Source organism: Campylobacter ureolyticus (genome assembly GCF_013372225.1).
Taxonomy (GTDB): domain Bacteria; phylum Campylobacterota; class Campylobacteria; order Campylobacterales; family Campylobacteraceae; genus Campylobacter_B; species Campylobacter_B ureolyticus.
Genome location: NZ_CP053832.1, coordinates 1,045,284 through 1,070,219 on the forward strand (window position 1 = coordinate 1,045,284; position 24,936 = coordinate 1,070,219).

Sequence of the window (24,936 nt, forward strand, 5' to 3'; positions counted from 1 at the left end):
TAACTTTAAAAATAAAATCTAATTTAATCAAATTAAAATCTATTTTTTAAACTCTTTTAAAAGATCAGCTACTAAAAAAGCAAGTTCTAAGGATTGATTTGCATTTAGTCTTGGATCGCACTGAGTTTCATATCTTTTAGCTAAGGTTTCTTCTTTTACATTAAAAAATCCACCAGTACATTCAGTTACATCATCACCACTCATTTCAAGATGAATTCCACCAGGATATGTTCCTTCACTTTTATGAATTTCAAAAAAGCTTTTTACCTCTTTAAGTATTTTATCAAAAGCCCTTGTTTTGTAATTATTTGTTGTTTTAAAAGTATTTCCATGCATTGGATCACTGCTCCAAAGTACTATTTTACCCTCACTTTTTACAGCTTTTAAAAGTTTTGGTAAATTACTTTCTATTTTATCAGCACCCATTCTAACAATTAAATTTAATCTTCCTGCTTCATTTTCTGGATTAAGTTTTTCACAAAGTCCTAAAACCTCATCTGGTGTTGCAGTAGGTCCAACTTTTACACCAACTGGATTTTTAACTCCGCTTAAAAAATTTACATGGGCTTCATTAAGTCCTCTAGTTCTCTCACCTATCCAAAGCATGTGAGCTGAGCAATCATACCAATCACCACTTGTGCTATCTATTCTAGTTAATGCCTCTTCATAAGGCAAAAGCAAGGCTTCATGGGAAGTATAAAATCTGGTCTCATTTATGGCTTGAGCTTCTGGGTCTATACCACAAGCTTCCATAAAATCTAGTGCTCTTGTGATTTCACTTACCAAATTTGAAAATTTAGTCTCGATTTCAGCTGCTTTTGCAAAACCCAAATTCCATTTATGAATTTCATGTAAATTTGCTAGTCCGCCTCTAGCAAAAGCTCTAAGTAAGTTTAATGTTGTAGCGCTTTGATAGTATGCTTGAATGAGCTTTTCTGGCTTTGGCTCTCTTGCTTCTTTAGTAAATTCTAAATCATTTACAATATCGCCTCTATAGCTTGGAAGTTTTACTCCATTAATCTCTTCAAAATCACTACTTCTTGGTTTTGCAAACTGTCCTGCGATACGCCCTACTTTGACAATTGGAAAACTCCCTGCAAATGTTAAAACAGCCGACATTTGTAAAATTACCTTAAACATATTTTTTATATTATCAGCTCTATAGTTTGCAAAACTCTCAGCACAATCTCCGCCTTGAAGCAAAAAGCTTTTTCCTAAACTAGCACTTGCAAGTTCTTTTTTAAGACTTCTTACCTCTCCTGCAAAAACAAGTGGAGGAAGTGTTGCTAAGCGAATTTCGGTATTTTTAAGTTCATCTAAATTACTATAAATAGGCTGCTGTTTAATAGGTAAACTCCGCCAACTATCTTTATTCCATTTCATATTTTTCCTCACTTAAAATTTATAAATTTATCCATTTTATCTTAAAAACCTAAATTCAAAGTTGATTTTAAAGAAAAAATTATAAAATAATGATAAATTTTAAACTTTATTTCGGAGAGTTAATGAAAACAGAGACTAATATAGGTTTTGTTGCAGGAATTTCTACATTTGTTATGTGGGGTCTTTTTCCTTTATATTTCAAGCTTTTACAAAATGTAAGTGCAGTAGAAATTTTAGCCCATAGAATATTTTGGTCTTTTGTTTTTGTATTTTTTTTTATACTTTTTTCAAAGAAAATTAGCAGTTTAAAAAAATATATATTAAATAAAAAAGTAGTTCTAACACTAACTATTAGTGGAATTTTTGTTAGTCTTAACTGGGGAATTTACATATATGCAGTAAATTCTAATCAAATTTTAGAAGCAAGTTTAGGGTATTTCATCAACCCTTTAATGTATATAATCTTAGGTATGATTTTCTTTAGAGAAATTCCTTCAAATTTAGGAAAAATAGCAATTTTTATAGTATTTTTAGCTATTTTAATACAAGTAATATCCCTTGGAAAACTTCCTTTTATCTCACTTATTTTACCAACATTATTTGCCTTATATGGATTAATCAAAAAAAAATTAAATATTGGCTCACTTGAAGGACTTTTTATAGAGACATTTTTACTTTCAATTTTAGCATTTTGCTATATTTTAATAATACAAAATAATGCAACCGGACACTTTGGTTTTGGCAAAACTGGGTTTCTTTTAGCACTTTCAGGTTGCGTGACAGTTTTACCACTTATAACATTTAATATTGCCGCAGTAAGATTAAAATTTTCAACCATAGGCTTTTTACAATATATTTCACCAACAATGACAACAATGCTTGCTATTTTTTTATATAAAGAAGATTTTAGCATTTATAAACTAATAAGCTTTGTTTTAATATGGATAAGTATAGCTTTAGTTACAATTGATAGCTATAAAAATAAAAAAGAAGAAAAATAATGAAAAATTTAGGTTTAATTTTAGGAATTTTATCCTTTTTTATGTGGGGAGCTTTTCCTGTTTATTTTAAGTATTTATCACACATTTCAGCATTTGAAATTTTAGCAAATAGAATACTTTGGTATTTTATATTTGTCTTTTTTGTCCTTTTGTTTTGTAAAAAACTAAGAAGCTTAAAAAGATATCTACTTGATAAAAAACTATTTTTAAAATTAAGCGTTTGTGGAATTTTAGTAAGTCTAAACTGGGGAATTTATGTTTATGCAATAACTATAAATAGGGTTTTAGATGCAAGTTTGGGGCAATTTATAAATCCTTTAATGTATATGTTTTTAGGAATTGTATTTTTTAAAGAAAAACCATCTAAACTAGAATTTACAGCTATATTTTTAGGGTTTTTAGCCATAATGATACAAGTAATTGAGCTTGGAAGTTTTCCATATATTGCTTGCTTTTTATCACTTAGCTTTACAATTTATGGACTTTTAAAGAAAAAAATGAACATCCCATCACTAGAAGGACTTTTTATAGAAACATTTGTTGTTGCAATAATTTCTTTTTTTTATATAAGCATAACTCCTTCAAATTTAAATTTTGATTTAACTGGGCTTTTACTTTTAGGATGTGGTATAGTAACGCTAGTTCCTATGCTCACATTTAACTATGCAACCCTTCTTTTAAAGCTTTCAACTATTGGATTTTTACAATACATTACGCCAATTTGTACTGTAATTTTTGGTGTAGTTTTATTTAACGAACACTTTAGTATTTATAAATTTATAAGTTTTGGACTTATTTGGATTGCACTAATAATGATAACCTATGATGGATATAAAAGGAGAAAAAATGTTTAATGTTGAGCTTATGCTTGTAGTTGCGTTAGTGGTTGGATTTATAATATATAAAGAAATTTCAAAAGTAACTTCAAATATAGATATTCACGAACAAAATCCTGATATGAGTAAATATTCTAAATTTTGTGATTTTATAGATGATGAAATAACCTCGGTTAAAAACTCACTTATGCTTGAAAATGTAAAATTAAAAAATGAAGATTTAAAAGATGAATTTTTAGATAAAGTCAGCACTCTTAGCAAAGAGCTTGTTTTTTTACAAAATATGAGTTCAAGCAACAAAAATGCAAAAGATTGGGAAAAAAGACTATTTGATTTTTTAAATAAATTTGAGAGTTTAAATGATGAATATTTGCAAAATTCACAAAACTTAAATGATGAAATAAGGGAAAGACTAGCTAATAAATTTAGGAATTTGTAAAAAATAACTTTTTTAAAAAAATTATTTTTTATTATAAATCTTTTTTGAGAGTACAAAGAAGTCTAATTATAGCTCCCGTTTGATACATTAAATATTCTAAGGATTTTAAGTTGGCATCATATATTTGATTTGGTTCTTTTTTATTTGTTTTATGTTTGGCATAATTATTCATAAATTTTGCATACATATCTAATACATTCACAAAATTATTTGAAATTTCTTTTGGAATTCCTTGTTCATTTAAAAAAAATCCATATTCTGATTTATAATTTTCAAGACTCTTATCACTATTAAAAAATTCTTTAAAAAACTGCTCCAAAGATTTTCTAAAAGAATCTGCAACTTCACTAGGATGTTCTTGAGTTATATTTTGATATTTTTTAATCGCCATAATAAATTTCAAATCTAGATTTTGGATAATCTTTTAACCAATCCAAAGGCCCACTGATTAAACCATCATCCATTTCTTTTGCCCCTTTTTCAAAAACAAATTTTCCATCGTCGTCTTCTATAATTTCTACTGGAATTTTACACTCTTTAAAATATGATTCAAAGTCAGCCCACATTTCATTTTTTTGCTTATAATCACTAATAGAATTTAACAATATTACAAAATTATATAAAAATTCCAAATTTTCAAATTTTTCAAAAAAATCAACTATTTCATAATATGGGTAATATCTTCCATAATGATTTATGCGACAACTAGGTTTTTCATACTTATAATTGAGATCTTTAATATTGCCTAAACACTTATTTATATCATTAAAATAAAAGCTTTGATATTTTTCTAAAAGCAATAGAGATTTTTGCTTGAACATTTTCATTTTATCAAAATTACTGAAAGATAATCCTAATTTTTTCTATAATCTATAAAATTCATTTTATATATTTATTAAATTTAAAAAAGGTGTGAAAAGTTTCACACCTTTTTACTTCTTTGAGATTAAATTTTACTTACTCAACTTCAGCATCTATTACATCATCATCGTTTTTCTTGCCGCTCTTATTGTCAGCACCAGCGTTATTTGCACCAGCATTTTGACTTGCTGCTGCTTTATACATATCTTCAGCAACTTTACTTAAAGCTTGAACCTTGCTATCAATTGCCTCTTTTGTAGCACTTTCATCTTTTAAAGTAGCTTTAAGATCATTTAAGGCACTTTCAATTTTTGCTCTAACATCATTAGGGATTTTTTCACCCATTTCATTTAGAGTTTTTTCAGTTTGATGAGCTATACCATCAGCTTGATTTCTTGTTTCAATGAGCTCTTTTCTCTTTGAGTCCTCTTCTTTGTGAAGCTCGGCATCTTTTACCATTTTATCAATCTCTGCCTCACTTAGTCCGCTTGATCCAGTAATTCTTATATCAGTTGCTTTTCCAGTTGCTTTATCTTTAGCTGAAACTGTTAAAATTCCGTTTGCGTCGATATCAAATTGAACTTCGATTTGTGGGATACCGCGTTGAGCTGGCATAATACCCTCAAGATTAAAATTACCCAAAGTTTTGTTATCTTTTGCAAACTCTCTCTCACCTTGAAGTACATTTATAGTAACTGCAGTTTGGTTGTCTTCTGCGGTTGAGAAAACTTGAGATTTTTTAGTTGGTATTGTTGTACCTTTTTCAATAACTTTTGTCATAACACCACCAAGTGTTTCAATTCCAAGGCTAAGAGGTGTAACATCAAGTAAAAGTACATCTTTTACATCACCTTTTATAACAGCACCTTGGATAGCAGCGCCAATTGCTACAACCTCATCAGGATTAACAGATTTATTTAACTCTTTTCCACCAAATGCTTTTTTAACTTCTTCTTGAACTAAAGGAACTCTTGTTGAGCCACCTACCATTACGATTTCAGCAATATCTGAGTTAGATACTCCAGCATCACTCATAACATTTTTAAGTGTTTTAATTGTACTTGCTACTAAATCCTCAATCATACTTTCAAATTTAGCTCTTGTTAAAGTTTTTGTTAAGTGTTTTGGTCCTGTTTGATCAGCTGTAATAAATGGTAAATTTACAGTTGTTTCCATTGCTGAACTTAACTCTTTTTTAGCATTTTCAGCAGCTTCTTTAAGTCTTTGCATAGCCATAACATCATTTTTTAAATCAATTCCACTTTCACTTTTAAACTCTGTTAAAAGCCAATCAATTAATTTATTATCAAAGTCATCTCCACCTAAAAACGCGTCTCCTCCAGTTGCTAAAACCTCAACGACATTATCTCCAGTTTCTAGAACTGTGACATCAAATGTTCCACCACCTAAATCATAAACTACGATTTTCTCACTCTCTTTTTTATCAAGTCCATAAGCCAAAGCTGCCGCAGTTGGCTCATTTACTATTCTTAAAACATTTAAACCTGCGATAGTTCCGGCTTCTTTTGTAGCTTTTCTTTGGCTATCGTTAAAATATGCTGGAACTGTAATAACAGCATCTACAACGCTTCCGCCTAGATAGCTTTCGGCATCTTCTTTTAATTTCATCAAAACTTTTGCTGAAATTTCTTGTGGTGTATAAACCTTACCATCAATCTCAACAGCTGCTGCACCGTTTCTATCAACTATCTTATAAGGAAGTCTTTTTTGAGCTTCTTTGGCATTATTCTCATTCATCATTAAGCCCATTATTCTTTTTATAGAATAAATTGTTTTTGATGGATTTGTAACAGCTTGACGTTTTGCAGTATCACCTACTAAAACCTCACCCTTATCTGTAAAAGCAACAATTGAAGGAGTTGTGTTTTTTCCCTCTTTATTTGGGATAATTTTACTCTCTCCCCTTTCAAATATTGCAACTGCTGAATTTGTTGTTCCTAAGTCAATTCCTATAACTTTACTCATTTTTTATCCTTTTTATTGTTTTTATCTATTATTATGATTTTCTTTTTTCAGAATATCTATCTTCGATACATTTTTTACCTTTAGAGGTTATACTTAAAATTTTTTTATCTTCATCATAGGCTAAATAACCAATATTGTTATTAACATATGAAGTTAAATTTTTTCTATTGCAAATAACATTATTTACAAGCTGTTTATCATTGGGAGATAAAACCTTTTCTATTCTGTCAGTAGAAATACTTTCTGCTTTGTATAAATAATGTAAAGCTAACTCATCTAAAAACGCGTTTTCATTAATTGCCATTATTAAATCCTTATTTTTTATTTTACTACTACAACCATTGCTGGTCTTAAAACTCTATCTTTATACAAATATCCTTTTTGATAAACTTGATGTATATCTCCACTTTCTTTTGACTCATCTTCAACTTGATTTATCGCATTGTGGATATTATGATCAAATTTACCATCAGTTTTAATCTGCTTAATACCTTGTTTTTCAAGACTTCTTAGCATCATATCAAGACATTGTTTTACGCCATCTTTTATCTTGCTTGCCAAGTCATCACCTTGTGTTTGTATCTTTAAAGCCTCTTCTAAAGCATCAATTACTGGTAAAATATCCTTTGCAAAACTCTCGCTTGCATAGGCAACTGCGGTAAGCTTTTCTTTTTCAAGACGCTTTTTGATGTTTTCAAAATCTGCATTTGCTCTATAAAATTTATCAGTTAGTTCACTAAGCTCATTTTGAAGCTTTATAACCTCATCATTTTGTGAGTTTTTATCTGATTTTTCTTCACACTCACACTCTTTGTTATCTGTACAATCAGCTTGATTGTTTATATTTTCGCACTTATCATCAGCACAAAAACCATTTTTTAGTTCATCTTGATTCATGCTGCCTCCATTCCTATAATATTAAAAAATTTTTCATAATCTTCATAAACACTTCCTGCACAAAGCATAGTAGCATCACTGTCTTTATAAACAACATCTGTTTTTATACCCATAAATCCTTGTTCAAAAATCGGATAAAAGAGTAAATTTTTACTAAATTTTGTTGTTATGCTTGGCTCAAAAAGCATTTTAAATCTTTCATCTTCAAATATTTTATATGCAATTACTTCATTTGCCATAAACTTAATTTCAGATCTTTTAAGCTCCTTTAACTTGGTTCTAAGATCACTTAATCCAACTTGAATAGAAATTCTCTCCAAATCTTTAAGCTCTGTTCCAACCAAATTTAAAAGTAAATCATAAACTCTATAATCAAATTTCAAAACAATTTCACTTCTTGAAAAACAAAGTATAATAAACCTATCTCTATAATTTATCACCTCATTTAAAATTTCATTATCTGAGCTAAAAATCATACAATAAATACTAAATTTATCTAAAACTTGCTCTAAAACTTGCTCATTTATAATAAGCTTTTTGTCTAAATTGCTGAGTTTCTTTTCCCAATAGTTTTTCATAGTCAAAACAGTTGGCATTCTACCACCACTTATGTGAAGCTGCTTTAAAGCACCCTCATCGCTTAGCTTTTTAAAATAAACTCTAATAGTTGAAGCTGGGATCAAACCATCCATTCTAAGACCTAAATCAACAGAGCCAATTGGAGTGTTTTCATCCAAATAAGCTTCTATTATGTAATTAAGTATTAAATCTCTTTTATTTATCTTCATCCCACAAAACCTCAAATAAACTTGCCAAATCTAAAAATCCATTTTAAATTGGCTTTTAATATTAGCACTCTATATTTTAAATTGCTAAGTGGTATTATACAATGTGAGCGTTATAATGTCAAGTATTTTATATAAATTTATTGATTTAATTTTATTTAGCCTTTAACACTCAACTTTTAAAGACTAAATAATACTTTTAATTTGTATTTTTTAGATAAAATAGAGATTAAAACAATAAAGGGAAATTTTTGCAAACAGTAAATAGCGAATATTACGCAAAACAAGAAATAAAAAAATCAACTTTCTTGTCTTTTTTAGTTCCGTATGAACTTTTTGATAAAACCCATGAGAGATTGAAGGCTGAGCATCCAAAAGCAGTTCATATAGTTTGGGCTTATAGGTTTTATAATAAATATCTTCAAATCGTTGAAAACCAAAGTGATGATGGAGAGCCAAAAGGCACAAGCGGGCCACCTGCACTAAATTCTTTAAGAGGTGCTGATATTATAAATGCTGGAGTTTTTATAGTAAGATATTTTGGTGGCATAAAACTTGGAACTGGCGGACTTGTAAGGGCATATAGCTCAAGTGTAAATTTAGCTATTAGCCAAGCTGAATTAATAGATTTTGAGATAAAAGATAGCTGCTCATTTTTTGTCCCATTTAGCCTAATATCAAGATTTGAGTATTTTCTAGATAAAGAAGACTTAAAATGTCAAAAAGAATTTGGAAATTTTGGCGCTTGTATTGAAATTTCAGTAAATAAGGATGAGTTTATAAAATTTTATGATTTTTGTAAAGTTTTTTTGATAGATGAGTTTAAATTTTTATCAATTCCGCTTTTTGCAAAAGATATTTTAAAGGATTTTAATGATTAAAAAGTTATTTTTAGCATGCTTTGTATTGTCTTTTTTATTTTCTAACGAGACAAATAGTTCAAATTTTAAAGAATTTTTTGGTGAAAATAGAGAATTTAAACATCCACAAATGGATTTTTGTCAAAGAGATAAAAATCTATTAGATCATAATATTACAAAATCAGACTTAAAAAAGGGTGAGGTTTTTATACATGGTGGAAATACTGTGAAAAATAAATTTTTAGTTTTAAATAAATTTATAGACTCTAAAAAAGTTATAGATAATCTAAATGATGTTTTAAAAGAAGAGTTTAAAAATGATAAATTTAAAGAGTTTGAAAATTCACTTAGCTATGAAATTTTTGCCTTTAATATAAGAGAAAAAGGCTCTAAAACAGAGTTTGAATTTGTAATAAAATATAAAACTACAAACCCTTTGAATAAAAAAGAGCTTAAGGAAAAAGAAATTTCAAATATTGTTAATTTAAAAGAAAACTCTAGTGATGAAATTTATAAAGAAGCTTTGAATATTATAATGCTAGAAATAAAAAATACAAATAATAAATAATTTAATTATTTGTCTAGACTTTTTATAAACTTTACATTTTTATTTATAGCTCTTTTGCACTAATATACTTTATTATGTGCTATATCTAATAAATGGCATTTTTTGCGAAACTTTTTTTGCGTTGTTAAAATCAAAACTATCTATATTTTCTTTTATTAGAACTTTTAATATTTCATTATATTTTATATCTAAGTATTATTTTTACAACGCTTTCTCTATTTATAATTTATTCCCTATAATCATTTAATTTCTTTAAAAATTCCACTACTTTTTTTAAAATTATCTAAATTTTTACCAAAACAAATTAAAAAATATTTTTTTAACTCCTTATATTCATAGTGTGATTTTATAAATATGAAAAACTTTGCATTATCATTACCAATAATTTCGAGAGTATCAAACATTCTTATGGATTTTAATCCTCCATTGAGATGGTGAATAAAAAATGGAAATGAAAAATAAAATAAAAATAATGATAAAATCACTGCAAAAACCTTAATAACATTTACACCAGTATCTATAAAATAAACCAAAGCAATTAATGCAAAAATAAAAAATATAAATAAAACTATCTTTACATAAGTTTTATCTAATGTCCTGTCATCATAAGAAACATTCCAAAAAATCTTTTTTATACTTTTAATTTCATTTAGTGAAATTTCACCTATTATGTTGTTATTTTTGTCGATATGAACTATCTTGGTTGTTAAAAAATGATAATGGCTATTTTGTTTTATTTTATACACACTATAAGTTTCCTTAAGCCATACAAGAAAACTCATAAAAAAAATCACTGTTGATGATTTTTGTAATATGCCAAATAAAAACAAAAAAAAACAGACACAACTAGAACAATTATTCCAAAAAATAAATTAATTGCCGAACTATATTCATAAATAATTAAAGGCTCTTTATCATAATCGCGTTTGTTTGGAGAATTTGATGGGTTGCTGTTTTTGTTAGAATTAGTTTCATTGTTTGAAATTTGAGAATTGTTTAAATTTAAATTATCCAAATTTGATTCATTTTTCAAATTTTTATTAGAATTCTCTTTATTATCAGAGTTATTGCCTAAATTCACTCTATTTTTAGGTCTATTGTTTCTTAAATATTCTCTAAGTTTTTCTCTTTTATCATCACTCAAATTTTAGCCTTTGCTGTTTTTATAAAAACGATGTATTCTAGTCTTTTAAAACTTAAAATATTATTTGAATTTTTTATTAATATAAATTTAGCATAGTGGCTAATTTAGGATTATCTACTATAACTTATTGTAATTAAAAACTTTTATTTATGGTAAAGATTTAATATAAAAAAGAGTGTTTAGTTTATCATTATAAGAGTTTAAAGATGATTTTAAATTTAATTTTATATATTTTTCTGCCTTATCAAGCTTCTCTTTAGCTTTTATTTGCCTATCTAATAAATTCATAATTATCCCCTTTAAATAAAATTTTATTATTAAAATATGTTATAACTTTTTGGTAAATTGTCTATATCAATATTTTTTTGCAAAAAATATTGTTTTACCTCTTTATAAATTTCATAATTATAAAGATAAATTATATAATACCGTTTAGCAAAAGAATTGTTATAGCTTAGCAAAAAAGTTGGTTTATAAATTTGTATAAATGGAAATATTTTAAAGCCATTTACTCTTTTGTTTATAAATAGATAGATAAAAAATTTGATAAATAAATTTGAAAAATAAAAAGATATCACAATAAAAAATACAAAACCTTTACTAATAATTATAAGTACAACTAACGAAGAATATATTATAATATCAGCAATATCAAAATTTGAATTTTTTGAATAATTTGTAGAAAATGGTAAAATCAACTCGCTAGCCACAATCTTGCTTTGCTTTTTTAATTTGCCATAATCATAAAATTCAATATATTTATTGCAAAATTTGATTTTATGATTTGAAAAATATTGTTTTTGACAAATAGTTACGACAAAAATATATCCAACTAACAAAAACAATGCAGCTATATACCCATCAAAATCTATAACCGACCCTTTATATAAATCTTTGCAAAAACAAGAGATAATTAAAGATAAAATCAAAGACGCCATAAACATAATAAGAACAAAAAACTCTTCATAGCTTTGTATTATCAGCGGTTCTTTATCATAATCTCTTTTATTTAAGTTTGTTTTATTATCTGAAATTTGAGAATTGTCCAAATCTGAGTTATTATTTAAATTCAAATTATCTGAGTTTAAATCATCTTCTAAATTTTTATTAGATTTTTCTTTATTATCAGAGTTATTGCCTAAATTTATTCTATTCTTAGGTCGATTATTTCTTAAATATTCTCTAAGTTTTTCTCTTTTATCATCACTCAAATTTTAGCCTTTTGTTGTTTAAGTTATCATCATAAATTTTTAATGTATTATAGCATTTACAGTTATTTAAAGCTAAAAATTTTATGATAATTAGTCTTAAAAAAACAGAGAATAAAAATTGATATTTTTAACTTTAACATTAAAATCATAAAACAACTGTTTAATCCAAAATTTCTGTTTTTATATGGCTTTTATCTATTTTAAATCTAAAACCATTTTTTGATTCTATAAACCACTTATTTCCAAGTGCTGATAAAACTTTAATATTATGAAGTTTTATTATATCACTATCTTTTGTAAAATATGTTGGTATTACCACAAAGATTTTTTTATCAGTTTTGTTGTCGCGAGATATATTTTCATTTTTATATGTTTTTATTGTATTATTATTTTCATCTATAAAAGCAAGACATTTAAATGAGATATTTAATGACTTTGTTGTGTTATTTTCTAATCTATATGTTAAATTTCCGTCTTTATAAGATATCATCTCTTTTGGCTTTTTTATATTTTTTATATATGTATCATCACAAATTTCATCAGGAAGTTTTGCATTTTTGTCTAAAATGATATATTCATAATCAATATTTCCGAAATTTAAATATCTATAGACACTATCTATAAAAAAGAAAACACTTCCAAAAATCAAAAACACAACAGATATAGAAAATGCGCTCATATAAAATTTATCGTCCGTAACATTACTAATAAGTATAGCCCAGCAAAACAATACACCAAAAAATATATAAATAATAAATGATGTTTTATCTGACATGAAAGCCAAAGAAAAAGAATATGCCGAAGCAATGAAAAATACAAATAAAAAGAAAAAAAACATAAATTTTTCATTTTTAATTGAAAAACTTATTACTACATGAAAAGAAATAAAAGGCAAAAAAAATAACGCGAGTAAATAAAAAATACCACTTATAGTGTTAAGCGTATTCAAATTTGGTATAAATTTTGAAATTGTATCACTACAAATAATTATAAAAACCATAGATAAGATTAATGATAAAATATTTACGAAAACTGAGTCATAGAAAAATAATCTCTCTTTAAATTTTCCATTTTCTTTCTCAGAAACATACATAATCCAAAAAAACCATACAAAAAATAAAATAAATGTCGGAATTAATAAAAATATCGCTGAAGTTGCAGTGATGACATAAATAAACTCTTGCCCTGGAATAAAAGGAGTGTATTTATAAAAATATAAGAAATATACTATAAAACCAAATCCAAAAAATAGCACAGTAGAAATCCACTGATTATTTTTTATCATTTTAAATATATTTAAAAGCGCCTCTTTTTTAATTTTTTGTGATTTTTTATATATGTATTTGTCAAAAAAACAATTAGTTAAAATTTCTTTTTTGATATAGTGTAATCTATCATAATAGGACTTGGCAAAGTTAAAATCTTTAAAATTTTCTTTATGTCTTTGATAAAATTCATATTCTAAACATATATTATCATCAAAATATTTTAAATTATATTTAATTTCTAATTTATCTTTTAAAAGTTTTAATTTTTCTTGATTCTTTGCATTTAGATCTTTAAAATCATTGCGGACATCTTGCTTTATACACTCGATCTGTCTACAGATATCATCATCTATTTGCATTAATTTTTCTATAAAGGTATCATCTTTGTATGGATTTAAGTTGTCTAATATATCTATTTTGCTATATAGCAAACGTGCCAAATTGTCTAAATTTATATTTTTTTTATAAATATCAAAAAAAAATACAATATATATATTTTATAAACTCTTCACATTCTAATATCTCTTTATCTTTATTATATAAAACATATTCAAAACTCATAAATTTCCTTTTAAAATTTAGCTATTACCTCACACTTAACCCCTCATCAAGGTATTTTATTATTGGATAGATAAATAGCTCAATTACTCTTCTTTTGCCTACTTTTACTTCAGCTATCACACTCATTCCAGGCTCAATGTTTTTTATCTCTCCATCTATGTTTAGAGTTGTTTTTAAAGGTTTTACTTTTATCTCATAAACTATTCCAAGTTTTTCATCTTCTATAGCATCATTTGCAATGTGTATTAACTCTCCATCAAGTTTTCCATATTTTTGAAAGTTAAAAGTATCTATTTTAATAGCTACTTTTTGTCCTTCTTTTAAAAATCCTATATCTTTATTTAGCGTTGTTGCTTTTATTATAAGTGGCTCATTTGCTGGAATTATAGTTATTAAAGCTTCCCCACTATTTACAACTCCACTTTCAGTATTTACTAAAAGCTTTCCAACATATCCATCAACAGGACTTTTAATGAGTTGTTGTTTGCTTTGAAAAAGATAGGCATTAATCTCTGCTTTTATTAAATTTGCCTCTTTTTGTTTGGCTATAAGTTCATCTAGGAATTTACCTTTTGAGTTTTGTTTAAAAACTTCAAGCTCTTCTTTTGTTGCATTTAGTTTGTTTATAGCTGCTGTTTTATTATTTTTAGCGATATTTAATTTAGAAGTTAAATCATACACCTCTTTTTGAAGCTCATCATACTCTTTAAGCGATATTATGTCTTTTACTTTTTCAAGTCTATTTAGTCTATTTTGATTTTTATTTAAAAGATTGTTTAGCCTTATTATCTCATCTTTGGATGATTCAATGTTAAAGTTTAACTCCTCAATGCTAAATTTGTATTGATTTATAGAGTTATCATAAGAGTTTTTTTGATTTAAAAACAAATTTAACTCACTATTACTTAGTAAATTTAGCTCTTCATTTGTTAAATCACTCTCATTTCCTAAAGCCCTAAGCCTAATTATACTCATATTTAAATTATTAAGTTCATTTTCTTTAGTTTGTAAATTTACAGTTGTTACACTTGGATCGATACTCATTAAAGTATCGCCTTTTAAAACCTTATCTCCTTCTTTTACTAAGATTTTTGATACAACACCTGATTCAAGAGGCTTTAAGATTTTAATCTCTCCATTTGGGATAACTTTTCCTTGGCTACTTACTACAATATCTATTTTTGCTAAAAACAGCCAAAGAAATGTAAAAATTATTAAAGACAATACAATATATAAAATAGTTCTACCAAGTGGGTTTTGAGGGGTATCTTCTATTTCAATAATAACAGGTTTAAACTCATAAGAATCATCTTTTATTTTTTTAAATATTTTAAACATTTTAATTACTTTTTATATCTAAATTTTGTTTATCATATAAATTTTTATAATATCCATTTAATTTAATAAGCTCTTCATGAGTACCTCTTTCTTTAATCTCACCTTTATCCATAACTATAATCTCATCACAATTTCTAACTGTACTTAGTCTATGAGCTATTATTATAAATGTTTTATTTTGTTTAATTTGAGATAAATTTTGAGTGATTATACTTTCACTTTCATAATCAAGTGCTGAAGTTGCCTCATCAAATATTAAAATTCTAGGGTTGTTTATTAAGGCTCTTGCTATTGCAATTCTTTGTTTTTGTCCACCACTTAGTGATGATCCTCTTTCTCCAACTGCTGTATCATAGCCTTTATCTAAAGTAGCTATAAACTCATTTGCTCCAGCAATTTGGCTAACTTTTATTATATCTTCCATACTAGCTCCAGGAGAAGCAAATGAGATATTATCTTTTATACTTCCACTAAATAAATAACTCTCTTGTAAAACCACTCCTATGTTTTGTCTAAGAATATAGGGATTTAAATGTCTTATATCTATACCATCAATGTAAATTGCACCTTCATCTTGCAAATAAAGCCTTTCAATTAACTTTGTGATTGTGCTTTTTCCACTTCCACTTCTTCCAACTATTCCTATGCTTTTATTTGGAGTTATGTGTAAGTTTATATTTTTTAAGACCAAATTTGAACTTGGTGTATATTTAAAACTGACATTGTCAAATTTTATATCACCTTGAATATTATTTAAAGTTATTGGTTTATTTGTGATTTGTTCTGTTGGGGTATTTAAAATATCGCCTAATCTATCTACGCTAAGTAAAGCTTGTTGAAACTCATTCCAAAGACTAACTAATCTCATAACTGGGGAGCTAAACTGTCCTGCAAACATCTGAAAAGCTATTAATTGTCCTACGCTTAAATTTCCTTTTATTACTTCGCCTACTCCAAAGTATAAAATTGATAAAGTCATCATTTTTTGTAAACAAGTAGCAAAGCCACTTGCAACATTGCTTAAATTTGAGAGATTAAATGATGATTTTACATAATTTCCAAGATAGTTTTCCCACTCACGCTGCATACTTCCTTCAATTGCTAAAGATTTGACTGTTTGCATTCCAGTAACTGCTTCAACCAAATAAGAATTTGATGCTGCTCCCATTTGAAATTTATCTTCAAGTCTTTTTCTAAGAATTGGAGTTATGAAAAAATATATTAGTGCAATTATTGTAACAAAAAATATCGCTATTAAAGTTAGCTTTACACTATATAAAAGCATCATTAAAACAAACACAAAACTAAATAAAAGATCTAAAATAACAGTTACGCTTTTATTGGCTATAAAATCTCTTATAGAGTCAAGCTCTCTAACTCTTGCTACAATATTTCCAACTTTTCTGTTTTCAAAATAAGTCATTGGAAGAAGTGCTAAATGTGAAAAAAGCTCACTTCCAAGCTTGGCATCTATTTTTGTAGTAGTGTGCGCAAATATATAATTTCTACTTAGACTTAGTAGTAGTTCAAATACAATAGTAGCTAAAAATGCAATAGCAATAACTCTTAAAGTACTAATGCTATGATGAGTTAAAACCTTATCCAAAACAACTTGGGTAAAAAGTGGAGTAACAAGTCCAAAAAGCTGCATAATAAATGAAGCTATTAAAACCTCAAATACTATCCTTTTATAATTTAGCATTCTTTTATAAAACCAGCCAAAGCCAAATTTTATCTTTGAGTTTAACATTTTATGAGATAAGACTATAAATTTAGAGTTTGATATATTTATAAGCTCATCAAAACTTAGTTCATTTGTGCTACTTCCACCGTTAAAAACTATAAAAGAGTAACTATCATGATTTTTTGAGTTTTTCTTGGTTGAATTATTATTATTTGAACTTTTACTATTTGACTTATTATCATTTAAATTTTTACTATTTACACTTTTATTATTTGATTTATTATCTTTTTTAACAACTTTTAAAACAGTAAAATAAAGTCCATTTTTATCTTGTAAAACAAAAGGAGCTTCATATTTAGTTAAATTTTCTAAGCTTAATGTTTTTATTTTAGTTTTAAACTCACAAGTTTTAAGAATTCTTACAAACTCTTCAATACTTGGCTCATTTTTAGTAAGTGCAAATTTATTAATTATAGATTTTGGGTCAAAGGGAATTTGGTTAATTGCACAGATAAGTCCTATGGTTTGAAGTGCAGATTGCATTTACTTCCTTAAAAGATTTTTAATTAATTATTTAAATTTGATTTAGTATTTTATAATTTTAGAAGTTAAATGATGCTGAAAAGTAAAAAAATTAAGTGAATTTTTTGAAATTGAGATGGTTTTAGTGTATGTTGATTAAAAAATATATAAAAATATCACTTTTTTAAAAAAATTTCAACCAACATACATGATAACAATAACTTTAAAGAAGCCTCTTCATGGATAGATAAAGGAGATGCTTTTTTAGCATTAGATAAAAACAGTAATGGTCTTATAGATAATGGAAATGAACTATTTGGAAATCATACTATATCAAATACAAGATTTAAATACACAAACAATAAAGCAACTAATGGCTTTGAGGCTTTAAAAGCTTATGATTTAAACGGTGATAATGTAATAGATAGTAAAGATGAAATTTATGATAAGTTACTTTTATGGAAAGATTCTAATCAAAACGCCATAACTGATAAAGGTGAGTTAATAAAACTAAAAGATAGTGGTATAGTAAGTATTGATCTAAACTATAAAAACACAAGCATAGATGAAAAAGGAAATACTATAAAACAAAATTCAACTATTACTTTTGAAGATGGTTCTACTACAATAGCTAATGATGTATGGTTTAAAGTAAATTTAGATAAAACTAAACAAACTTCAATAGATGAGATGATAAAAGATACTTTAATAAATTTAAATAAAAGACAAGATGAATTAATCAAAAAATACAAAGAAAACAATAATCTAAATACTAATGATTTAAATGATGATGAGTCATTACAAAACATTTTAAATAGTGATGAAACATTAAAAACTTATAATGATAAACTAAACACTCTTTTTACTATTAAATCCTTACCACAAGTAAAGGCTTTTGGAAATTTAAGTTCATTACAAGAAGCTATGGTTAATAACCCTAAGTTAGCTACTATGATGAATTTATATCTTTTAATGGATGAAAAAACTAAAAAAGAAAACATTAGTGATATTATCTATGAATGGGCAGGAGTATCAAGTGTAGATGATAGCTCTATGCGTGGTCAAGTAAAAGAAAAAGATATGATAGTTTATGAAAAACTATCTGGAAAGCCTTTTATGCAATTGGGATATAGTCGTAATCCTGGGCAAAATGCTTCTACCATTATAATTGATAAAATTCAAGTATTTAAAAACTATGTTTATGCAAATATTGAATTACAAACTACATACCAAGAAGTAAATTTAGATATAGATTATATGAAATTTGACGGTAAAGAGTATAGATATGATTTTAGTAGTATTGATGAGTATTTAAAGACTTTGTGTAACGAAAATAAAAAGCAAGATATTATAAAATTTATAAATATTCTTAAAACTTCACTTACTTATAAACCAGTAGCGACAAATCATTTAAATAAACACATATTCAATATCTTTAAAAATGATATAGCATTTATGTCTGAAATTTTAGGAAATGTTAGAACTGGAACAGATTTTAATGATTATTTATACGGCTCAAATCAAACAGATGTGATAAATGGTAAAGGTGGAGATGATAAACTCTATGGAGCTGGTGGTGATGATTTATATGAGTTTGATAAAAACTTTGGAAATGATATCATATACGATACTCAAGGAGATAGTGAAATAGTATTTACTGATGGTATAGCTTTAAAAGATTTATCGTTTAAAAGAGAGCTTGCCAATTTAATAATCTATGTCACAAATGAAAATGGCGAAAAAGACAGCATAACTGTGCAAAACTTTTTTGATATAGGTGATAATTTAGGGAATGGTGTCATAAAAAATATAAGTTTCGCAGACAGAACAAAGTTAAATATAGATGATATTTTAAAGTTTTCACCACTTATTGGAACAGATGGTGACGATAAGTTTTATTTAACAAGCAATAATGATAATTTTAAGGCTCTTGGCGGTAACGATATAGTATATGGCGGAGTAGGAGATGATGCTATAGGTGGTGAAGATGGTAATGACATTTTGTATGGTGGAATTGGTAATGACATATTAAACGGTGGGACTGGAAATGATGAGTTATATGGTGAAGAGGGAAATGATACATATGTCTTTGGTAAAGAGTGGGGACAAGACATTATAAAAGACTATGATGGTTTTAATAATATAGAGTTTATAGATAACATAAGCATAGATGATCTAGTTTTTGATAAAAACGGTAGAGATTTAGTTATATCTGATAAAGAGCTAAAAAATACAATCACTATAAAAGATGTTATGAATGAAAATGGTACTTTAAATAACTCGGTAGAAAAATTTATATTTAATAGAAAAAAAGATGGTAAAAAAGAGACATTTGATTATTTAACTTCATCCCAAATTCTTGATTATCTTATAAAACCTACAAATGAATCTGACAAACTAGTAGGATATAATGAGCATTCTTATAATATAAACGCTCTTAATGGAAATGATACGATAATAACAAATATCAAAGATGATATTTTAATAGGTGGTAAAGGAGATGATACCCTAATAGGAAAAGCTGGAAATGACATCTATATCTTTGGTAAAGACTTTGGAAATGATACTATCATAGAAGAAAATAGTGATAAAGATGTCATTAAATTTACAGATGGCATTTCAAAAGATGATCTTTTATTTAAAAAACTAAATAATGATTTAGTGATACTTCAAAATAAGAATTCTGTAACCATAAAAGATATGTTTAATGGTGCTTCTATAAATAGCAAAATAGACAAAATAGTGTTTAATGATGGAAGCAGTATCACAAATAGAGAATTTATAAACTTGGCAGTAGCAAATTCATCTAGCAATGAAAATGATACACTTATTGGATATTTCGATGATGATTATGTATTAGATGCGCTAGATGGAAATGATACTATTATCACAAATGGTGGAAATGACGTTTTAATAGGTGGAGCTGGAGATGACACCTTACAAGGTGGCAAAGGAAATGACACATATAAATTTGAGTTAAATCACGGTAAAGATATCATTGAAGATAATATCGGCAAAGAAACCATAGTTATAAACGGTAAAACAAAAGAAGATCTTATCTTTACATATGACGCTACTACAACGGACTTAATTATTAACTATAAAGATAATAAAAACGATAGTATAACCATAAAAAAATGGAAATATATGGATAATCTTACTATTAAATTTGATGATAACTCATATATAGATGATAGATATATAACAAACAAAATAAAAACTATAAACTCAGATTCCGATACTTCCGAAGTTGGTATATATTATAATACAAATCTTGAAGATGGAGATGATGTTTATGTAATAAAAAAAGATGCAGGAAAACTATCCATATATGATAATTTTACTCTTCACTCTTATAAAGTAGATGGTGGAAACGATACAATTAAATTTGATGAAATTTCATCCAATGAAGTCGTTTATAAAATGTCAGGCAGCAATCTTTTAATCGGTATAGCAGAAGAAAATAAAAAATTTGAAGACTTAAATACCGTAGTAACTATCAAAAACTGGACCACTAAACATAATAGAATTGAAAATTTTGCATTTAGTGATAAAACACTTTCTCAAAACGACATTATAGATAAATTTTCAAAATCTGAAAATTTCTTATTTCAAACCGATGAAAGCGATAAAGCTACATTTAAAAACGGTGGAGTTATATACGCACTTGATGGAGATGATGAGATAGTATCCGTAGAAAATAAAAGCGAAGTTTACGGCAATGAGGGTAATGATAAAATAACCGCAAACGGCACTATTTACGGCAATGAAGGAGATGATACTCTAAAAGGCTATAGTGGTGATGATACTATCTATGGTGGCGAGGGAGATGATATCTTAATTGGTGCAAGTGGGGATGATTTTCTTCAAGGAGATAGTGGAGATGATACATATGTCTTTGCTAAGAACTGGGGTAATGATACTATAAATAACTTTGATAAAACAGGAAAAGATACTGTTAAATTTATTGACAACATATCCAAAGAAGATCTTATATTTGCAAGAGGTGTCGATGGTGCAAATGTAACAAATGACCTTTTTATATATTCTAGTGATAAAAAGCACTCAATTAAAGTAATTGGATTTTTTAACGATTTAAAAATAGACAACGATAGAAAAATTGAGTTTATTAAATTTGACAATGAAGATACTTTAAAATCTGATGATATAAAATATCTTGTTTTAAATGGTTCAGATTATAACGATGTCATAAAAGGCTACAATGAGGATTATGTTTTAAGTCCAAAAGCAGGAGATGATATAATCTATGGTGGAAATAAAAACGATACTTTAATCGGTGGTACAGGAAATGACACTTTACAAGGTGGAGATGGAGATGATAAATACATCTTTAATCTTGGTGATGGAAAAGATGAAATTTATGATATAAATGGAAATGATACAATAGAATTTGGAAATAATATAACAAAAGATAGCCTTATAGTTATAAGAGATGGTGAAAATAATCTTAAAATTTATGTAAAAGATAATCCAAACATTCCAAATAAAGATATAAATTTAGATGAAGTAAAAGATATCATAACCTTAAAAGATGTATTTCATTACAATGAAACATATAATTCAAATGTAGTAGAAACAGTAAGATTTAATGACGGTTCAACTTTAAGCTTTGATGAGCTTAAAAAAATGTCTATGCTTGGACTTGATAACAACCAAACAAACATTAAAGGCTATGATGATATGGAAAATATCATAAAAGCTTCTCAAAAAGACACAACTATACAAGGTGGCGACTTAAAAGACACTATTTATGGCGGTCAAAATAACGATATTATAAACGCAAATGCAGGTAATGACACTGTTTATGGCAATGGTGGGGATGACATTATTTACGGAGGAAGTGGCGATGATATTTTATATGGAAATGATGGTAATGATACAATATATGACACAAATGGAAACAATACGATAAATGGTGGAAGCGGTAATGATATAATCAAGGGCTTTGGTAGCATATATGGAAACAGCGGAAATGACACCATAGAAACTTCAGTTAATTATTATGAAGAAAATACCTCTATAAATACTATTAATGGTGGAAGTGGAAATGATACTTTAAAAGGTGGAAAAGGCGATGATACCTATGTTTTTAACTTAGGCGATGATATAGACACTGTTACTGATCAAGGCGGAAATAATGCTGTAAAATTTGGAGATGGAATAAACACAGATAACATCATAGTTAAAAGAGGCAGTAATTTAAACGATTTAGTAATCATGACAAGTAAAAACGATAAAATAACCATAAAAGATTTTTATATAGGATCATCCTATGAAGATGGTACTTTACTAAATACGCAAGATAATAAACATAAGATTATAAATAAATTTATCTTTGCAGATCAAACAGAGCTTAATTACGAAGAATTTCATAAGCTTTCATACAATGGAAAAGACAGTGATGATTTAATATATGGTCTAAACTCAAATGATTTCATAAATGGTGGAAAAGGTAATGACACAGTATATGCTAGAGATGGTGATGACACTTTATATGGTAATGACGGAGATGACATTTTAAATGGAGATTTGGGAAACGATACTTTAATCGGTGGCACAGGAAATGACACTTTACAAGGTGGAGACGGAGATGATACATATATCTTTAATCTCGGTGATGGTAAAGATGAAATTTATGAAAGTAGCGGAAACGACACTATAGAGTTTGGAAAAGGAATTTCAAAAGATAGCCTTATAGTTATAAGAGATGGTGAAAATAATCTTAAAATTTATGTAAAAGATAATCCAAACATTCCAAATAAAGATATAAATTTAGATGAAATTAACGATGTTATAACTTTAAAAGATGTATTTCATTACAATGAAACATATAATTCAAATGTAGTAGAAACAGTAAGATTTAATGACGGTTCAACTTTAAGCTTTGATGAGCTTAAAAAAATGTCTATGCTTGGAACAAAAAATAATCAAACTACAATCATAGGCTATGACGATATGGAAAATCTAATTAAAGCTTCCAACAACGATACTGTTATACAAGGTGGAAATCTAAAAGATACTATTTACGGCGGAAATGGAAATGATGTTTTAAACGCAAATGCAGGTGATGACACAGTTTATGGCGGTAACGGAGATGATGAAATCTACGGCGGCGATGGTGATGATACTTTATATGGAAATAGTGGTAATGACACTGTAAATGGCGGATTGGGCGATGATATCATCTATGCAGGTGAGGGAGATGATGAAATTTACGGTGAAGATGGTGATGATTATTTAAGCGGTGGAAATGGAATAGAAAAAAACACAGGAAATGATAAGCTATATGGAGGAGCCGGAAACGATCAACTTAGAGGTGAAGATGGAAATGATTATCTAAACGGCGGAAGCGGCGATGATAGATATTATTATTCTTATGGAGATGGGTTTGACACTATAGAAAATGAAGGCGGTGGAAGTGATTCTTTGATATTTTTTGACATTACAAGAGATAGATTAAGCTTTTCAAAAGAAGAAAACGACCTTATCATAAATATAGACAACGATGCAAATCAAGGAGTAAGAGTTAAAAACTACTTTTTAAATGATGAGTATGCTCTTGATATGATCCAACCAAGTGACGGATATGCTTATACCAAAAACGACATAGACAATATCGTAAATGCCTTTGATAAGCCAACTCTTACAGAAGATAAAAATGCAAATATTATTGATACTAAAAACGATGAAATTTTACAAGGAAGCGACAAAAACAACACTTATTATTATCATGGTGGAAAAGATCTTATAGTTGATAGTGGTGGAATTGATACTTTGAAATTTATGATTAATGGATATCGTCTTAATTTTTCATCAAACGGAACTGATTTGTCATTAAGCCTTGGTAATATACAAGATGAAAATAACAATAATATTGTAACTATAAAAGACTTTTTTGCAAATGAAAATTCAATTGTAGAAACAATACAGCTTAAAAACGGTTATAAATTCAGTGCAAAAGATATTTATCAAAGCTTTGGAAAAGAGTATCCAAAAGATGACTCTTCAAATATCACAGAGCCCGAAACACCTGAAATTCCACAACCAAGCGAAGATAATTTAGTTGGTGGCGATGAAGATAATAAATACATATTTAGCGGAGGAAATAAAACAGTAATAGATAGTGGCGGAAACGATACTATAAAATTTACGCAAGATGGAAATGGTTTAAATTTTGCAACAAACGGAACGGATTTAACTTTAAATGTTTACAATCATGAAAACGATACTATAACAGTTAAAAATTTCTTTACAAATCCAAGCAATATAATTGAAAAGTTTGAACTTAAAAACGGTTACACAATTACTTCAGAACAAATTTATCAAAGCTTTGGAAAAGAGTATCCAAGCAGCAATCTTGAAGCATTTGGATTATCTAACACAACTATAAATAAGATAGTTGAAAATCTAAACTCTTATTCTGACGATTTAGGAGCAAATTTAAACTATGTAGGCAATGCTAAAAATAATTTTGATATTATGCAAATTTATTCTAACTAGCCTTCTTTATATAAAATACAAAATTAACCATGCTATTTTTTTAGATATGGTTAATTTGTAAAATTTTATAA

Annotated in this window: 20 protein-coding genes; 6 read left to right on the forward strand and 14 right to left on the reverse strand. The window is 27.2% G+C overall.

Annotation, left to right across the window (positions count from 1 at the left end; genetic code table 11):
• Positions 1–39: 39 nt before the first annotated feature.
• Positions 40–1,383: a class II 3-deoxy-7-phosphoheptulonate synthase gene (locus CURT_RS05280; protein ID WP_018713201.1), complete on the reverse strand. Its 1,344-nt coding sequence runs from the start codon at positions 1,381–1,383 to the stop codon at positions 40–42.
• 122 nt (positions 1,384–1,505) lie between these two features.
• On the opposite strand from CURT_RS05280, the gene rarD (CURT_RS05285) reads away from it, so the two are divergent.
• The 3 genes from rarD (CURT_RS05285) to CURT_RS05295 are packed head-to-tail and all read left to right on the forward strand — an operon-like array spanning position 1,506 to position 3,659.
• Positions 1,506–2,384: an EamA family transporter RarD gene (gene rarD / locus CURT_RS05285; protein ID WP_018713202.1), complete on the forward strand. Its 879-nt coding sequence runs from the start codon at positions 1,506–1,508 to the stop codon at positions 2,382–2,384.
• On the forward strand, positions 2,384–3,238 hold the full coding sequence (rarD, locus tag CURT_RS05290; protein WP_018713203.1) for an EamA family transporter RarD: 855 nt from the start codon (positions 2,384–2,386) through the stop codon (positions 3,236–3,238). Before rarD (CURT_RS05285) ends, rarD (CURT_RS05290) begins: the two co-directional genes overlap by 1 nt.
• Positions 3,231–3,659: a hypothetical protein gene (locus tag CURT_RS05295; protein WP_018713204.1), complete on the forward strand. Its 429-nt coding sequence runs from the start codon at positions 3,231–3,233 to the stop codon at positions 3,657–3,659. The genes rarD (CURT_RS05290) and CURT_RS05295 overlap by 8 nt, the downstream gene beginning before the upstream one ends.
• Positions 3,660–3,690: 31 nt before the next feature.
• On the opposite strand, the gene CURT_RS05300 is transcribed toward CURT_RS05295, so the two are convergent.
• From CURT_RS05300 to CURT_RS05325, 6 genes are all read right to left on the reverse strand, one after another.
• A complete protein-coding gene (locus CURT_RS05300) occupies positions 3,691–4,050 on the reverse strand; it encodes a hypothetical protein (protein ID WP_143297703.1) in 360 nt (119 codons plus the stop codon).
• Entirely contained in the window at positions 4,040–4,486 is a 447-nt protein-coding gene (locus CURT_RS05305; protein ID WP_018713206.1) for a hypothetical protein, read from the reverse strand. Before CURT_RS05305 ends, CURT_RS05300 begins: the two co-directional genes overlap by 11 nt.
• Positions 4,487–4,616: 130 nt before the next feature.
• Positions 4,617–6,506, reverse strand: a complete 1,890-nt coding sequence (gene dnaK, locus CURT_RS05310) for a molecular chaperone DnaK (protein ID WP_018713207.1) — start codon at positions 6,504–6,506, stop codon at positions 4,617–4,619.
• A 31-nt stretch (positions 6,507–6,537) separates the two neighbouring features.
• A complete protein-coding gene (locus tag CURT_RS05315) occupies positions 6,538–6,810 on the reverse strand; it encodes a hypothetical protein (protein WP_018713208.1) in 273 nt (90 codons plus the stop codon).
• Between the two features lie 17 nt (positions 6,811–6,827).
• Positions 6,828–7,403, reverse strand: a complete 576-nt coding sequence (grpE, locus tag CURT_RS05320) for a nucleotide exchange factor GrpE (protein ID WP_018713209.1) — start codon at positions 7,401–7,403, stop codon at positions 6,828–6,830.
• On the reverse strand, positions 7,400–8,191 hold the full coding sequence (locus CURT_RS05325; RefSeq protein WP_018713210.1) for an HrcA family transcriptional regulator: 792 nt from the start codon (positions 8,189–8,191) through the stop codon (positions 7,400–7,402). Before CURT_RS05325 ends, grpE begins: the two co-directional genes overlap by 4 nt.
• A 248-nt stretch (positions 8,192–8,439) precedes the next feature.
• Here CURT_RS05325 and CURT_RS05330 point away from each other — a divergent pair, with 248 nt between their 5' ends.
• Both CURT_RS05330 and CURT_RS05335 read left to right on the forward strand, forming a co-directional pair.
• Positions 8,440–9,069: an IMPACT family protein gene (locus CURT_RS05330; protein ID WP_018713211.1), complete on the forward strand. Its 630-nt coding sequence runs from the start codon at positions 8,440–8,442 to the stop codon at positions 9,067–9,069.
• Positions 9,062–9,616, forward strand: a complete 555-nt coding sequence (locus CURT_RS05335; protein ID WP_018713212.1) for a hypothetical protein — start codon at positions 9,062–9,064, stop codon at positions 9,614–9,616. Before CURT_RS05330 ends, CURT_RS05335 begins: the two co-directional genes overlap by 8 nt.
• 239 nt (positions 9,617–9,855) lie before the next feature.
• Here the strand turns inward: CURT_RS05335 and CURT_RS05340 are convergent, their stop codons facing one another.
• The 7 genes from CURT_RS05340 to CURT_RS05370 form a co-directional block, all read right to left on the reverse strand.
• Positions 9,856–10,362 carry a hypothetical protein gene (locus CURT_RS05340; protein ID WP_018713213.1) on the reverse strand — a complete coding sequence of 169 codons (507 nt, stop codon included), beginning with the start codon at positions 10,360–10,362 and terminating at the stop codon, positions 9,856–9,858.
• Between the two features lie 44 nt (positions 10,363–10,406).
• Positions 10,407–10,760, reverse strand: a complete 354-nt coding sequence (locus CURT_RS05345; protein ID WP_018713214.1) for a hypothetical protein — start codon at positions 10,758–10,760, stop codon at positions 10,407–10,409.
• Positions 10,761–10,907: 147 nt separating this feature from the next.
• Positions 10,908–11,048, reverse strand: a complete 141-nt coding sequence (locus CURT_RS05350; protein ID WP_018713215.1) for a hypothetical protein — start codon at positions 11,046–11,048, stop codon at positions 10,908–10,910.
• A 29-nt stretch (positions 11,049–11,077) separates the two neighbouring features.
• Positions 11,078–11,971 carry a hypothetical protein gene (locus tag CURT_RS09435; protein WP_018713216.1) on the reverse strand — a complete coding sequence of 298 codons (894 nt, stop codon included), beginning with the start codon at positions 11,969–11,971 and terminating at the stop codon, positions 11,078–11,080.
• A gap of 160 nt (positions 11,972–12,131) precedes the next feature.
• On the reverse strand, positions 12,132–13,670 hold the full coding sequence (locus tag CURT_RS05360) for a hypothetical protein (protein ID WP_018713956.1): 1,539 nt from the start codon (positions 13,668–13,670) through the stop codon (positions 12,132–12,134).
• A 154-nt stretch (positions 13,671–13,824) separates the two neighbouring features.
• On the reverse strand, positions 13,825–15,138 hold the full coding sequence (locus CURT_RS05365; protein WP_018713958.1) for an HlyD family type I secretion periplasmic adaptor subunit: 1,314 nt from the start codon (positions 15,136–15,138) through the stop codon (positions 13,825–13,827).
• 1 nt (position 15,139) lies between these two features.
• Entirely contained in the window at positions 15,140–17,365 is a 2,226-nt protein-coding gene (locus CURT_RS05370; RefSeq protein ID WP_115651853.1) for a peptidase domain-containing ABC transporter, read from the reverse strand.
• A gap of 669 nt (positions 17,366–18,034) precedes the next feature.
• Here CURT_RS05370 and CURT_RS05375 point away from each other — a divergent pair.
• Complete coding sequence (locus tag CURT_RS05375; protein ID WP_115651852.1) at positions 18,035–24,865, forward strand: calcium-binding protein; 6,831 nt, start codon at positions 18,035–18,037, stop codon at positions 24,863–24,865.
• Positions 24,866–24,936: the final 71 nt, after the last annotated feature.